Here is a 14,385-nt window from a genome sequence, read left to right as displayed (position 1 = left end):
AGATCAATGGGGCTTGCCGGCAAGAGGGTCCCCCTCTTGCCGGCAAGATGACGAGACCGGGCATCGCGAATGCCGGTCGCCCTGCGCCTTGGCCGGCGATCTCCCGGCGCGCGCCGGTGTGCCGGCACGCGGTCGCGACGGTGCCGTCAGGTGATGCGCTGGATGCTGGCCGCGACTTCTTCCATCTCTAGAACGTTCTTCCAGTCGTCGCGCATCAGCGCTGGCTTGCCGAACTCGATCGCCTTGTTGCAGGCGTCCGAAAACTGGCCTTCGACCTCGTCGAAGATCACTGCGCCGAGGATGTTCATGTGCCCCAGCAGGAAGTCACGGGCGCAGTCGTAGCTCACCCCGCGCGAGACGACCTCGTCCATGGCCTCGCGCATCACCACGAGAAGCGAGGCGCAGACGGTCTCGGAAAGACCAGGCTCGAGCAGCGCCATCTGCTCGACGGTAACCCGGTAGCTGCGCGCCACCGGGGCGTAGATGGCCTTTGCGACCGCCTCTCCCAGCACGTAGTGCTCTTCGGGTCCCTGCATCAGCGCGTTGACCACGCCCTGCTGCGCCGCGACCCCGCCGAAATGGTCGTTGCGGCCCGCCTCGGTGCTCTCGTCGTTGAAGATCGGCGGGTGGCAGGGGTGGGTGACGAAATAGGTGATGTCGTCCCGCTCGGGCAGATGCCCGGCAAAGGGCGCCGCCGCGTCGAGGATCACCACCATCGTCCCGGGCGCGAGCTCCGGCACCACCTTCGCCGCAACCTTGCCAATGACCGTGTCCGGCACCGCGAGGATAACGACCTCGGCCCCCTCCAGCCCGGTCTCTGCATCGACGGCCTCCACGCCGACCTCGGCGCGAAGCCGGTCCTTGCCGGGGTCGCTGATCTCGATGTGGGCGACGTCGAAATCCGTCTTCGCAAGGTTCAGCGACAGACGGACTCCCATTTTGCCGCCGGCTCCGAAAAGCGCGACTTTGGTCATTGCAGGTTCTCCTCCGGGTTCAGGGGTTGTTCAACTGGTATGATCAGATAATATGCAACAAGTAATGTCAACTGCGATTGTCCGCGGTGGCAGCAGGGGGAGGAGCACACGATGACGCCGAAACTGGCCTGGCTTGGGGATGATTTCACCGGTTCCGCCGCCGTGATGGAGGTTCTGGCGTTCGCAGGTCTGAAGACGGTGCTGTTCTCCGACATCCCCTCAGAGGCGCTGACCGCACGCTTCGCCACGGCCCAAGCGGTGGGCATCGCCACCACCGCCCGCACCCACGGGCCGGACTGGATGCGCGCGCATCTGCCCGCGCCGCTCGCCTGGCTTGATGCGACGGGGGCCGAAATCCTGCACTACAAGGTCTGCTCGACCTTCGATTCCTCGCCCAACTCCGGCAACATCGGCACCGCCCTCGCGCTCTGCCTTGCGCAGCGGCCGTCCGACGCCGTGCCGCTTGTGACCGCCGCGCCGCAGATGCGCCGCTACCAGTCGTTTGGGCATCTCTTTGCCGGCACCTTCGACGGCGTCTTCCGGCTGGACCGCCACCCGGTCATGTCGCGCCACCCGGTGACACCGATGACCGAAGCCGACCTGCTGCGCCACCTTGCCGAGCAGACCGACCTGCCCTCCCGGCTGGTCGACCTCGAAGCGCTCTGGTCCGACGATCCGCAGGCCGCGCTCGACGCGGCTCTGGCCGCGGGCGCGCGCATCCTGTCGTTCGACAGCATGGAGCCCAGAAGCGAGGCAGCGGTGGGCCGGCTGGTCTGGGAAAACCGGGAGCGGCTGCGCGTGGCTGTGGGCTCGCAGGGGCTCGAATACGCGCTGGTGCGACACTGGCAGGAGACCGGCACGCTGCCGCCCCCTCCCGCCCCCGAAAGCGCCGGCGGGGTCGACCGGATCGCCGCGGTCTCTGGCTCGGTCTCGCCCAGCACGGCGCAGCAGCTCGACTGGTCCGCGGCGCATGGCTTCGAGCTTATCGCCTTTGACACGGGCGCGGTGCTGGGATCACCCGAGGCGCTGGAGGCGGAAATCGACCGCTGCGCCAGAGCCGCGCTGAGCGCGGCAGAGCGCGGCGCGAGCCCGCTCGTCACCTCTGCCGGCGGGCCGGACGATCCACGCGTCGCGGCATTCCGCACGGCGCTCTCGGGCAGCGCGACTGACATGGAAACCGCCAACGCCCGCATCGGCCAGGCGCTGGGACGCGTGCTGGACCGGGTGTTGCGCCAGAGCGGTCTGCGCCGGGCGGTGATCTCGGGCGGCGACACCTCGGGCCACGGGATGCGCGCGCTCGGACTCGAGGCGCTCGAGGCGCTGGCACCGACCATTCCCGGCGCGGCGCTCTGTACCGGTCACGGCGGTGGCGCGCATGACGGGCTGCAGATCGCGCTCAAGGGCGGACAGATGGGCAGCGAGGACTTCTTCGGCTGGATCCGCGACGGCGGCGGCCCGCGATGAGCGGACCGGCGGCGCGGCGGAGGCTACTCGCGCGGCTCGAAGACGATGCGCGAGCGCTCGAGGTGGCGGCGCATCTCCTCCACGGCACCCTCGACGTCGTGATCCTCGATGTGATCGACGATCTTGGCGTGTTCGGCCAGCGTCACGTCCTCGCTGCCCGAGCGGTGCAGAAGGCTCACGTGGTACTCGAAGAGCCAGCCCAGCATCGCGTCAGAGACCGACAGGATGATCGGGTTGTTCGCCAGAGACGCGAGCTTGCGGTGAAACGCCATGTCGGTCGAGATGAAGGCCGTCGCATCGCCAAGTTCGCCGCGCTGCGTCTCGATCAGGCCGCGCAGCTCGGCGATGTCCTCGGGCGTGGCGTTCTCGGCGGCGACGCGGACCATGCCCAGCTCGAACATCTGCCGCGCGTGTTTCAGGTGATCGAGGTTGGCGGGCGCGGAATCCAGCACCAGCCGCGCCAGCTCGTCGGACTTTGACAGCACGCTGGCGGCGTTCAGCTCGTTCACGCGGGAGCGTTCGCCGTGGTTGATGGTGATCAGGCCGCTATTGTGTAACGATTGCAGCGCCTCGCGCACGGCGGGCCGCCCGACCCCGAAGCGCTCCATCAGCGCCCGTTCCGAGGGCATGAATTCGCCGGGTTTGAGTTCATGCGTGCGGATCATCTCGTGCAGCCGTTCAAGCACCTGCTCCGAGAGTTTGCGGCGGACGATCTTGTCGCCCTTGGCGTGCGTTCCGCTTTCCATGACGTGAGCCCTCCGGCGTCTACTGGTCTGTTAACCTGATAAGTAGCCTCTCTGGGCGCGAGTCTCAATCTCGGCTCCGCGCGAGAGATGCCAGCCATAGCGCGGCAGACCGTTGTTGATGGCAGGCGTGAGGTTGGCCGAAAGCCGCGCGTCGTCGGTCGCCAGCGTGGCGATGCCGTCGGCGATGCCCGCCTCACGGACCGGCTTGCCGGCCAGATCCGAGACCGCGCGCAGCGCGTCGGCCAGCGGCAGCGGGCCGTTGTCGCCAAAGAGCCCGCGCGGCCCATAAAGCGCGGCGGGCGTCCAGACAGCGATGTCGAAGGGCGCGAGCGCCGCCACCAGCCCCAGCGCATAGGCCGCGCCAAAGGCCCCGCGATGGCGTGGGTCGTCATCCGTCATGCAGACCCGCCCGCCCTCGGGGTTGGGGATGGTCCGCGAGCCGTAGGGGTTCTGCCGCATGGCGATGGTCGCAGGACCGATCCGGTAGCCGCATCCGCCGATGATCTCGCGCATCGAGCGCGCGATATGCGGAATGGTTTCAAGGGTTTCCATGACATGGCCGTCATCGGCGGCATGGACGATCGAGCACAAGGCGTGGCTCACGAAATCCAGATGGCCGAGCGGCGGCCGCTTGCGGTTCAACTCGGTAAACAGGCTCGCCATTCCGCCGCCCCTCGGCAGGTCTGGAAAGGCACGGGCCGCGGCGGCGTGGATCTCCTCGAGCGGCGGGCAGTCCGGCCAGTCCGAGCCGGGCGGCGTCGACTGGCGGTCGACAGAGGGGCACACGAACACCGACGCCGGCGCCAGCGCGCTGTCGCGCACGGCGGCGGCGTGGGCGGCAAGCTCCTCGCCGGGGGACTGACTGCCGTCGAAGCGACAGATGAGCTCGAGGTCGAAGAGGATGCCGGGCAACGCGGCCTGCGCCTCGGCAAAGGCGGCGATCTGCGGTGCCGCGGGCCCCGCCGCTGCGTCGACATGACACAGCAGCCGCTGCGGGCCGACCACGTCGAGATCTTCCGGCTGCCGCGCCAGCCGACGCGCATCCTCGGCGGTCAGCACGAGCGCGGTCTGCGGCACGAGGGCAGTCTGAGCCGCGCTTGCGGGACGCGCCGGCGCGCTGATCGGGGCGGGCTTCCAGGTGATCTCGCAGGATTGCACCAGCGCCGCGCCATCGCCGAGAATGTAGGGCCAGGGCAGCGCGAGCGGCCGGTTGTAGGTCTTGTAGGATGCATCGCCCCACTGGCGCTGGTCCTCCATCTCGAAGGTGTCGCCGGCAAAGGCGCAGCGCACCCGCATCCCGTTCGCCTCATGTTCGAGCGCTGCGATGTCCATGAAGGGCTGCCACGGCGCGATGAGCTCGGGAAAGCGGCTGTCCTCGATCCGACCGTCGCCATGGGTGACGCGGACCGGGCAGCCGGCCACGCCCTCGATCGGGTGCAGCACGGTGAACCCCGCGCGGTTGGTTTCGAAATCGCCATGCGTCCGCCCCTCGGCCGCAACGCAAAGCCGCCCATCCGCGATCTGCACCTGAAGCGACACGTCGAGCCGTGCGCTGCCGGTGTCGAACCGCAGGGGCAGGACGAGCCGCAGCGTGCCGTCCTCCTCGTGCCGTTCGAGCGCGCCGATCTCGGGCGCGATGGTGCCCCAGTCGCGGTCCCGGGCGAGAAAGGCCACCGACCGGATGATCTCGGTGCCGCCCACGCGGATGTGGCGCAGCGCCCCCTCCTGCAGGGTCAGCGTCACCTCGCCGTGGCAGAGCTCGGTGGCAGGGGCCGGTGGCACCGCAGTGCCGTAAAGCGCGACGGGATCGGTCATAGCTCGGCCAGCGCCACCGTGCGGCCCTCGGCAGCCGAGAGATACGCGGCCTCGACCAGCGCGAGGGTCCGGAGATTGTCCGCGCCCGAGGTCTCCGGCGCGCGGCCGTCGCACAGGCACGCGATGAAATGCTGCTGGATCAGCGCCACGCTCTCCTGGATGTTGTGCCAGGGCCGCTCGGCCCAGGGCAGCACCGGCGGCGCCACGTCGCGGACCTCTTCGCCGCCGCGCGCCTGGATCGTCAGCCGGTAGCCCGCGTCGAGCCGCAGCGTGCCGCCGGTGCCGTCGATCTCGAGCAATGTCTCGGGGAAGGTCTCGGGGGTGCGTCGCGTGGCATAGGAACAGTCGACCACGCTGGTGACGCCGCTCTCGTGGGCCAGCAGCATGGTGGCCACGTCCTCGCCCCGGATCTCGGGGTTGATCCGCGTCGTGGTCGCGCTGATCCGCGCCACGTCGCCAAAGAGCGCCCGCGAGATGTCGAGGATATGGATGCCCAGATCCTCGATTATGAACCGCGCGCCCTCGGCAAGATAGGGCTGGCCCGAGAACACGTCATAGCCCGAGCGGAAGCTCACGCGACCGAAGAACGGCGTGCCGATGGCCCCGCCGCGCAGCGTCTCGATGGCGGCACGCACCGCCGACTGCCAGCGGAAGTTCTCGTGCACCATGAGGGTCTTGCCGGTGGCGTCGATCGCCGCGACCATTGCCCGCGCGTCCTCCATGTTCTCGGCAAAGGGCTTCTGGCAGATGACGTGCACACCGGCGCCGTCCCCGGCCCGCGCCGCCATCTCGACCAGCGGCCGGTGCGCGGCCACGGTCGTGGCGATATCGACGAAATCGAAGCCGCCTTCCTCGAACATCCGTTCCGCATCGGTGTAGCGGCGGGCGATGCCGAAGGCCTCGCCGGTTTCGGAAAGGCGGGTCTCGTCGCGGTCGCAGATCGCCACGATCTCGACCCCCTCGATCCCCTCCCAGGCGTGAAGCTGGTTGCGGGCGAAGAACCCGCAACCGATGAGTGCGCCCCTGATGCGGCTCATGTGGCCTCCCTCATTTGCCGACCGCGGCCTGCGCCTGCAGCGCGACCTTGGCCTGGACCTTCTGCTGCGCCTGGTCGATGACCACGGCGGCGATGATGACGATACCCTTGATGACGGTCTGCCAGAAGGCCGAGACCCCCATCATCACCAGCCCGTCCGACAGCACGCCGATCACGAAGGCACCGACGATGGTGCCGCCGATCTTGCCGCGCCCGCCCGACATCGAGGTGCCGCCGAGCACCGCCGCGGCGATGGCGTTGAGCTCGAAGGTGTCGCCGGTCGCCGGGTGGGCGGCCACCAGCTGCGACGAGATGATGATGCCCACCAGCGCCGCGCAGAACCCCGAGAACATGTAGACGAAGTACTTGACCCGGGTCACCTTCACGCCCGAGAGGCCGGCCGCGCGCTCGTTGCCGCCGACGGCGTAGATGAAGCGCCCGAGCGGCGTACGCTTGGCGATGTAGGCGGCCAGCAGGCCCACGGCGATCAGCATCCAGATCGAGATCGGGATGCCGAGGAAGTCGCCCGAGCCGATCATCCGATAGGTGTGCGAGCCGTACTCGGTGTTGCCCGTGAGGTTGGGAAAGGTCTCGCCCTCGCTCGACAGCATCGCCGCGCCGCGCGCGATGTAGAGCGTGCCCAGCGTCGCGATGAAGGGGGCCACGTTCAGCTTGGTGACAAGAAAGGCGTTCATCGCGCCGATCGCGATGCCCACCAGCGCCACGATCAGGCAGATCTCGAGCGTGTTGAACTGCACCGACCAGCCCAGCCCGATGTCGATGCCGTTGAGCAGCAGGTAGCCCGCGACCATCCCGCACAGACCGACGATGGAGCCCACCGACAGGTCGATGCCCCCCGACACGATCACGAAGGTCATGCCGATGGCAAGAAACGCGTTCAGCGCTACGTGCTTCGACATGATCACCATGTTCGCCGTCGACAGGAAGTTCGGCGCGAAGATCGAGAAGAAGACGAAGACGAGGATCAGCGCGATGAAGGTCCGGGCCTTCAGCAGCAGCAGAAGCGTGTTGTTTGGCCCCGCCTGCGGTGCGGCGGCGGATGCGGTGGTGTCGGTCATTATGCGGTCTCCCTTTCCGCGCGGTCGGGCGCATGGCCCACGGCGGACGCGGTCACGAGCTTCGTCTCGGTGACCTCCTCCTTGCTGAATTCTCCGGTGATCCGGCCGTTCGACATGACGATGATGCGGTCCGAGAGGCTCAGCACCTCCTCGAGATCCGAGGTCACGAAGACGATGCCGAGGCCCTCGGCGGCGAGCTGGCGCATGACCCGGAACACCTCGGCCTTCGCGCCGATGTCGATCCCGCGCGAGGGCTCGTCCATGAGCAGCACCCGCGGCCCGGTCATCAGCGCCTTCGAGATCACCACCTTCTGCTGGTTGCCGCCCGACAGCGCCGAGACCGGGTTCTCGGGCGAGGCGATCTTGATCACCATGCGCTTGACGAACTCGGCCACGCGCGAGCGCTCGCCGCGCAGGTCCATGTGAAAGCCCTGCGTAAAGGCCTCGACCGACGACAGCGTCATGTTCTCGCGGATCGACAGGATCTGAACCAGCCCGTCATGCTTGCGGTCTTCGGGGATCAGCGCGAGCCCCTTCGCGATGCGGTCGGCGACGCGGGGCTTGCCCATCTTCTCGCCATGCACCCAGACATCGCCGGTGACGTGGTGGTACCGACCGATGATCGCCTCAAGCAGCTCGGTGCGGCCCGCGCCCATCAGCCCGTAGATGCCGAGGATCTCGCCCTGCCGCAGCGACAGCGACACGCCGTCGACCGCAAAGCCGCCGCCGCTGTCGGCCAGCCGCATGTTCTCGACCCGCAGAGCCTCTTCGCCGAAGGGGTGCTCGATCTCCTTGGCAAAGTCCTTGGAGCTCTCGCCGATCATGTTGCGCACGATCCACGCGATGTCGACGCCCTCCATCGACTGCGCCCCGGTGATCACACCGTCGCGCAGCACGGTGATGTAGTCGCCCACACGGATCAGCTCTTCGAGGCGATGCGAGATGTAGACGATGCCCACGCCCTCTGCCTTGAGCTCCTCGATGACGCGGAACAGGATCTCGACCTCCGCATTCGACAGCGCCGAGGTCGGCTCGTCGAGGATCAGGATGCGGGCGTCGCGCGACAGGCTCTTGGCGATCTCGACGATCTGTTGCTGCCCGACCTTGAGGTCGCCCACCAGCGTGTCGGGGTCGATGTCGTGCTCGAGCCGCCGCATCAGCGCACGGGTCTCGGCGCGCTGCGCCTCGGCATCGATATCGACGCCAAGGCGGGTCTTCTCGTGCGCCATGAAGATGTTCTCGGCGACGGTGAGATTGGGAAAGAGGTTCAGCTCCTGGAAGACAATGCCGATGCCGTGGCGCTCGGCCTCGTCGGTCGAGTGGAAACGCACCTCGCGGCCGTCCATCTCGACCCGCCCCGAGCTGAGCTGCTCGACCCCGGCGATGACCTTCATCATCGTCGACTTGCCGGCCCCGTTCTCGCCCACCAGCACGTTCACTGCGCCCATGCGCAGGTCGAAATCCACCGCCTTCAGCGCCACGGTGCCGGGATAGACCTTGGTGCCCTCGCGGATGCTGAGGCCTATGGGATGCGCCAGGCCGCTCATGGCGCACCGCCCATCGACAGCTCGGTCGGCACGATCTCGGGGGTGTCGCCCGCCGCGCGCAGGGTGAAGACGCCGGTGAAGCTGACCTCTTTGCCCACCACGTCACCCTCGGGCTTCTCGAGCCCGGCGCTGGCGCGGTCGTTCATCGCCCGGGCAAGCTTGGCGAATTCGATCTGGTCGCGGAAATCGGTGAAGACGATGAACGGCATGGCATCGCGCAGCGCGGTGCCCCGGATCACCGGGCCCAGCTGCAGCGTCACGTCGGCGCTGCCGTCGCCATCCATGTCGACCTGCATCTTTGCGGCGCGGCTGTCGAGCTTTGCCTCGGTCACGGTGCCGCTGCCGGTCACGACGAAATTCCACGGGTTGGCCTCGCCCTCGGGCCGCAGCCCGTGCGCCGCGCCGGCGGCATCGAGCCCATCGTCGAGCCTTGCCCGCAGGTCGTCGTAGGAGACGGTGTTCTCGGAAATGACGGGCAGAACCTCGCCCTGCCACCGGTCCTCGACATAGACCGCCATGCGGGCTTCGTCGGTCTGGGCGGCCGAGGCTTCGGACTGGGCGTCGGGATCGGGGTTCGGCACGATCTTGCAGGCCGCGGCAGGCAGCATGAGACAGGCGAGCGCCCCCGAGAGTATCGCTTGGCGCATGGGATATCCGGCGTTTGTCTGGAAGTGGGGCGGCCCGGCGCGAGGCCGGGCCGTCGCGTCTTGGCTCAGCTCGAGAGCGCGAAGGTCTCGAGGTCGCCCGCGTTCTCGGAGGTGATCAGCACGCAATCCATCAGCTGCTTCTCGGGCTGGCCGGTCGAGCCGGTCTCGAGATACTGGTCGGCCTGCTCCACGGCGAGCTGCGCCTGCCGATAGGCCGGCTGCAGGACCGTTGCCTTGATGCCGCCGTTGAGGATCGAATCCCGCACGTCGTTCGAACCGTCGAAGCCCACCACGATCACCTCGGTGCGGCCCGCGGCCTCGAGCGCGGCCCACGCGCCCATCGCCATGGTGTCGTTGCCGCAGATCACGCCCTTGATGCCGGGATTGGCCTGAAGGATGGTCTCCATCTTCTCGTAGCCCTCGGTCTGCGACCAGTTGGCCGACTGCTGGGCCACCATCTCGAGATCCGGGAACTGGTCGATGATGTCGTGGTAGCCCGCCGAACGGATGCCGGCATTGGTGTCGGCCTCGCGGCCAAGAAGCTCGACATAGGGGCCCTCTTCGCCCATCAGCGAGACGAACTCCTCGGCACCGAGCTGGGCGCCCTGGTAGTTGTTCGAGACGATCTGGCTCACCGCGATGCCGCTTTCCTTGATCTCGCGATCGATGAGGAAGGACGGGATGCCCGCATCCTTCGCGCGCTGCACCGGCGCCACCGTGGCATCGGCACCCGCGTTGTCGAGAATGATCGCCGAGGCACCGCGCGCGATGGCGGTGTCGAACATCTCGGACTGCTTGTTCGGATCGTCGTCGTGCACCAGCACGATGGTCTCGTAACCCAGCTCCTGCGCCCGCGTCTCGGCCCCGACGGCCTCGGCCTTGAAGAAGGGGTTGTCGTGGCTCGGCGTGATGATCGCGATCAGCCCCTTGTCCTGCGCGTGGGCGGCGCGAACGGTGGGCAGCACGGCGGTGACGGCCAGTCCGGAAACGAAAAGGCGGCGGGTAATGCTCATGTAACTCTCCTCCACTGATCAGACCGGCCCCGACCGGAGCCTGTTCCTCCCTGATCGAGGGTCAGCCTGTGTTATGATATTGTGATTGTCAACAGGTATGATGAGTACTACTGTTTGAGAAAATTGAGGAGAGCCCATGTCTGATGAAATGATCCGCGTCACCTACCGTATCGAGTGCCCGGGCAGCGTCGAGGCGATGGCGGAAAAGATCGCGTCGGACCAGTCGACCGGGACCTTCACCGCGCTTCCGGGCGAGACCGATGCCGTGCGCAAGCGATGCGCAGCGCGGGTCGAACGGATCACCGCGCTGGAGCAGGCCATGCTCCCGGGATTTCCAACCGAGGTCCCCGGCCCCTACAACCGCGCCGACGTGGTCATCGCATTCCCGATCGAGGCCATCGGCACCGATATCGCCGCCCTCATGACCGTCGCGATCGGCGGTGTCTTCGCCGTCAGCGGGCTCACCGGGGTGCGCGTGATGGACATCGACCTGCCCCCAAGCTGGGCCTGCCATCCCGGCCCGCAATTCGGCATCCGCGGGTCGCGGCGGCTCATGGGTGTTTCCGAGGGACCGATGATCGCCTCGATCATCAAGCCATCACTGGGGCTCACGCCGGATGAGACGGCCGCCGTGGTCGCCGAGCTTTGCGCCGCGGGCGTCGATTTCATCAAGGACGACGAGAAGATGATGGACCCGGGCTACGCGCCGCTGAAGGCGCGGGTCGATGCCATCATGCCGGTGATCGACGCGCACGAACAGAAGACCGGAAAACGGGTCATGTATGCGTTCGGGATCTCCTCGGCCGACCCGGACCGGATGATGCGCAATCACGATTACGTCGCGGCGCGGGGCGGCAACGCGGCGGTGGTGAACATCAACTCCATCGGCCACGGCGGCATGAGCTTTCTGCGCAAGCGTTCTCAGCTGTGCCTGCATGCGCACCGCAACGGCTGGGACATCCTGACCCGGCACCCCGCCCTCGGGCTGGAGTTCCGAGCGTACCAGAAGATCTGGCGGCTGCTCGGCGTCGACCAGTTCCAGATCAACGGCATCGCCGCGAAATACTGGGAGCCCGACGAGAGCTTCGTCAAATCCTTCCACGACGTCATGACGCCGATCTTCTCGGAGGACGACCGCCCGCTGCCAGTGGTCTGCTCGGGCCAATGGGGCGGCCAGGCCGTCGAGACCTACGAACGCACGGGCCGCACCCTCGACCTCATGTATCTCGGCGGCGGCGGCATCCACGGCCACCCGATGGGCACATCGGCCGGAGTCCGCGCGATCCGGCAGGCATGGGACGCGGCGGTGGCGGGACGGTCGCTCGACGAGATGGCCGGCGATCATCCCGAGCTGCGCGCCTCGCTCGACAAGTGGGGCGAACAGGGCGCTGCTCGCGCCTAGGCCACGGCGCCCGGTGACGCGACCTGCGGCTCAGGTCCGGAGGGCCGGCAGGCCGACACCGGTGGACTGGAAGCCACCATCCGAGGCGATGGTCTGACCGGTCACGTAGCTGGCCTTGTCCGAGCACAGGAAGACGATGACCGAGGCGATCTCGTCCTCCGAACCATACCGGTTGAGCGGAATCGCATCGTGATAGGCGTCGATGATCTCTTGGCTGTGCACCGCCATGGCGAGCTTGGTGCGCACCGGTCCGGGGGCCACGCAGTTGGCCCGGATGCCGTACTCGCCGAGCTCTGCCGCCTGCTGCTGGGTCAGCTGGATCACCCCCGCCTTCGAGGTGCCGTAGGCCACCCGCAGCGTCGAGGCGCGCAGCCCCGAGATCGAGGCGATGTTGACGATGGCGCCGGAGGTCTTGCGCAGCTCCGGGATCGCCGCCTGCGAGCACAGGAACACGCCGTCGAGATTGGTCGCCATGACGGTGCGCCAGCGCTCGAACGAGGTCTCCTCGATGGGGCCGAAATCCGCCACGCCGGCATTGTTGACCAGCGCGTCGATGCGACCGAAGGCGCCGGCCACCTCTGCGATCATCGCGTCGACCTGCTCGGGCTGCGAGACATCGCAGACCACCGGCAACACGTTCTCGAGCGCGCCCGCCTCGGCCATCAGCGCCTCGGCGTCGCGGTCGATCATCGCCACCCGGCGCCCCTCGGCGAGGAACTGCTTGGTGGTGGCGAGGCCGATGCCACGGGCGGCCCCGGTAACGATGGCGGTCTTCTGCTCGGGTGTTTGCGACATGGAAAGGTCTCCTCAGTTGGCGGGGCCGAGCAGTGCAAGCGACAGCTGCGGCACGAAAGCGATCACCACGAGCCCGACGAGGCAGACCAGCAGGAACGGCGTCGCCCCTCTGGCCACGCGCTCGATCGGCAGGCGGGTGACGTTGGCGGCGACGTAGAGGTTGATGCCGACCGGCGGCGTGATCAGCCCGATGGCGAGGTTGACCATGACCAGCACGCCGAACCAGACCGGATCCCAGCCAAGCTCGCGCACCACCGGCAGAAAGATCGGCAGGCAGATGAACATCACCGTCACCGCGTCCATGAACATCCCCGCGACGAGCAGGATCAGCATGATGACCAGAAGGATCGTCATCTCGTTGCCGCTCAGGCCGAGCAGCGCGCCGGAATAGCTGCCGACGAGATCCTCGACGGTGACCACCCAGCCGAACAGGCTGGCGTAGGCGACCACCAGCATCACCGTGGCCGAGGAGGCCGCGGCGTTCGAGAGCGAGTCGTAAAGGCCGCGGAACGTCAGCGTGCGGTAGATCAGCCCGCCGACCAGCAGCGCATAGACCGTCGCGACCAGCGCCGCCTCGGTCGGGGTGAAGATGCCCGAATAGATGCCCCCGAGGATCACGACCGGGGTCATCAGGCCCCAGAAGCTGTCCTTGAAGGACAGCCACAGCTGCACGAGGTAGGGCCGGCCGGCATGGGGCGCAGGGCTCAGCGCCTCGAGCGTCGCGGATCGGCCACCTCCTGGTTTGGCAAGGGGTAGCGTCAGCAGCATGATCAGCCCCATGAACAGACCCGGCAGGATGGCGGCGAGGAACAGTTTCGAGATCGACGTCTCGGCGATGACGCCGTAGATCACCAGCCCGATCGAGGGCGGGATCACGATGCTCAGCGCGGCACCGGTGCAGACGAGCCCGGCGGCATAGGGCTTGGGGTAGCCGTCCTCGACCATGCCCTTGATGATCATCGGCCCGATGGCCGCGACCGAGGCCGGCCCCGAGCCGCTGACCGCGCCCCAGAACAGGCACACCACGGTGCCGACGACGCCCATGCCGCCGGGGGTCGCGCCGATCAGCACCCGGAAGAAACGGATCATCCGCTCGGCGATGCCGAGCGAGCCCATCAGCGTGCCCGCGAGGATGAAGAACGGGATGGCGAGCAGCGAGAACTTGGTGATGCCGGTGGCGATCAGGTCGCCTGCGAGCTCCAGCCCGAAGCCGATCTGCCACATCGCGTAAAGCGCCGAGAGGCCGAGCGAGAAGGCCACCGGCACGCGCAGCGCCAGCAGGAGGAAGAACAGGATGACCATCTCGGTGCCAGCCGGCAGCCCGGGGACAAGATCATACATCGGGGATCACCTCGTCATCCTCGCCGGTGCGCCAGACCAAGACGGCGTGCTGCAGGTAGCGCACCAGCACCAGCGCAAAGCCGAAGGGGACGGCCGCCTGATAGTACCAGGCCGGGATCTGCAGGCCGTAGGACCGCATCCCGTTGCCGATCATGTTCGTCATCGCCTGCCACGAAAACCACGCCGAGAGCGCCAGCAGCAGCACCGAGGCCGCCACCGACAGCACGAAGACCACGCGCCGCGCCGGGCGCGGCAGAAGGTCATGCACCAGCCCGACGGCAAGATGCTCGCCCCGCCGGGCCGCGATGGCGGCGCCGAAGATGGTCAGCAGCAGAAAGCCGTTGGTCAGCAGTTCCTCGGTCGCGGCCAGCGAATAATGCGTGCCATAGCGCACCACGACATTGGCGAACCCGAGGAAGGTCATGGCCAGGAAGAGCACCGCGCAGATGATCTTCTCGGCCTCGCGCAGGATGAAGGACATCAGGCCTCCCGATACTCAGACAGACGCGAAGGGCGTGTCCCCGCG

Annotated in this window: 13 protein-coding genes; 2 read left to right on the top strand and 11 right to left on the bottom strand. The window is 67.7% G+C overall.

What is annotated here, in order from left to right; translation table 11 throughout:
• Window positions 1-146 precede the first annotated feature (146 nt).
• On the bottom strand, window positions 147-974 hold the full coding sequence (locus R2601_RS24545; protein WP_007803784.1) for a phosphogluconate dehydrogenase C-terminal domain-containing protein: 828 nt from the start codon (window positions 972-974) through the stop codon (window positions 147-149).
• Window positions 975-1,085: 111 nt separating this feature from the next.
• Between R2601_RS24545 and R2601_RS24540 the strand changes: the two genes are divergently transcribed.
• The gene (locus tag R2601_RS24540; protein WP_007803782.1) at window positions 1,086-2,438 is read left to right on the top strand and encodes a four-carbon acid sugar kinase family protein; all 1,353 of its coding nucleotides are present in this window, start codon (window positions 1,086-1,088) and stop codon (window positions 2,436-2,438) included.
• Between the two features lie 23 nt (window positions 2,439-2,461).
• On the opposite strand, the gene nanR is transcribed toward R2601_RS24540, so the two are convergent.
• The 7 genes from nanR to R2601_RS24505 all read right to left on the bottom strand — a co-directional run bounded on the left by nanR (window position 2,462) and on the right by R2601_RS24505 (window position 10,321).
• Entirely contained in the window at window positions 2,462-3,184 is a 723-nt protein-coding gene (nanR, locus tag R2601_RS24535; protein ID WP_007803780.1) for a transcriptional regulator NanR, read from the bottom strand.
• A 30-nt stretch (window positions 3,185-3,214) separates the two neighbouring features.
• Window positions 3,215-4,999: a D-apionate lactonase family protein gene (locus R2601_RS24530; RefSeq protein WP_007803778.1), complete on the bottom strand. Its 1,785-nt coding sequence runs from the start codon at window positions 4,997-4,999 to the stop codon at window positions 3,215-3,217.
• The gene (locus R2601_RS24525) at window positions 4,996-6,036 is read right to left on the bottom strand and encodes a Gfo/Idh/MocA family protein (RefSeq protein ID WP_007803776.1); all 1,041 of its coding nucleotides are present in this window, start codon (window positions 6,034-6,036) and stop codon (window positions 4,996-4,998) included. The genes R2601_RS24530 and R2601_RS24525 overlap by 4 nt, the downstream gene beginning before the upstream one ends.
• Window positions 6,037-6,046: 10 nt before the next feature.
• On the bottom strand, window positions 6,047-7,114 hold the full coding sequence (locus tag R2601_RS24520; RefSeq protein ID WP_007803774.1) for an ABC transporter permease: 1,068 nt from the start codon (window positions 7,112-7,114) through the stop codon (window positions 6,047-6,049).
• Window positions 7,114-8,661, bottom strand: coding sequence for a sugar ABC transporter ATP-binding protein (locus tag R2601_RS24515; protein ID WP_007803772.1), 1,548 nt, complete (start codon window positions 8,659-8,661; stop codon window positions 7,114-7,116). Before R2601_RS24515 ends, R2601_RS24520 begins: the two co-directional genes overlap by 1 nt.
• Complete coding sequence (locus R2601_RS24510) at window positions 8,658-9,308, bottom strand: DUF2291 family protein (RefSeq protein ID WP_007803770.1); 651 nt, start codon at window positions 9,306-9,308, stop codon at window positions 8,658-8,660. Before R2601_RS24510 ends, R2601_RS24515 begins: the two co-directional genes overlap by 4 nt.
• A gap of 65 nt (window positions 9,309-9,373) precedes the next feature.
• On the bottom strand, window positions 9,374-10,321 hold the full coding sequence (locus R2601_RS24505) for a D-ribose ABC transporter substrate-binding protein (RefSeq protein WP_007803769.1): 948 nt from the start codon (window positions 10,319-10,321) through the stop codon (window positions 9,374-9,376).
• 136 nt (window positions 10,322-10,457) lie between these two features.
• On the opposite strand from R2601_RS24505, the gene oiaX reads away from it, so the two are divergent.
• Window positions 10,458-11,723 (top strand): 3-oxo-isoapionate-4-phosphate decarboxylase OiaX, encoded by a 1,266-nt coding sequence (gene oiaX / locus R2601_RS24500; protein ID WP_007803767.1) that lies wholly within the window; start codon window positions 10,458-10,460, stop codon window positions 11,721-11,723.
• Window positions 11,724-11,753: 30 nt separating this feature from the next.
• Here the strand turns inward: oiaX and R2601_RS24495 are convergent, their stop codons facing one another.
• Genes R2601_RS24495 through R2601_RS24485 form a run of 3 tightly spaced genes read right to left on the bottom strand, consistent with a single transcriptional unit; the run spans window position 11,754 to window position 14,340 of the window.
• Window positions 11,754-12,518 carry an SDR family NAD(P)-dependent oxidoreductase gene (locus R2601_RS24495; protein WP_007803766.1) on the bottom strand — a complete coding sequence of 255 codons (765 nt, stop codon included), beginning with the start codon at window positions 12,516-12,518 and terminating at the stop codon, window positions 11,754-11,756.
• Window positions 12,519-12,530: 12 nt separating this feature from the next.
• Entirely contained in the window at window positions 12,531-13,859 is a 1,329-nt protein-coding gene (locus R2601_RS24490) for a TRAP transporter large permease (RefSeq protein WP_007803764.1), read from the bottom strand.
• On the bottom strand, window positions 13,852-14,340 hold the full coding sequence (locus R2601_RS24485; protein ID WP_007803762.1) for a TRAP transporter small permease: 489 nt from the start codon (window positions 14,338-14,340) through the stop codon (window positions 13,852-13,854). The genes R2601_RS24490 and R2601_RS24485 overlap by 8 nt, the downstream gene beginning before the upstream one ends.
• Window positions 14,341-14,385: the final 45 nt, after the last annotated feature.

The sequence above is a fragment of the Salipiger bermudensis HTCC2601 genome (genome assembly GCF_000153725.1).
GTDB lineage: Bacteria > Pseudomonadota > Alphaproteobacteria > Rhodobacterales > Rhodobacteraceae > Salipiger > Salipiger bermudensis.
The sequence above is the reverse complement of the archived record's forward strand: the minus strand, read 5'-3'. Positions and strand labels throughout refer to the sequence as shown.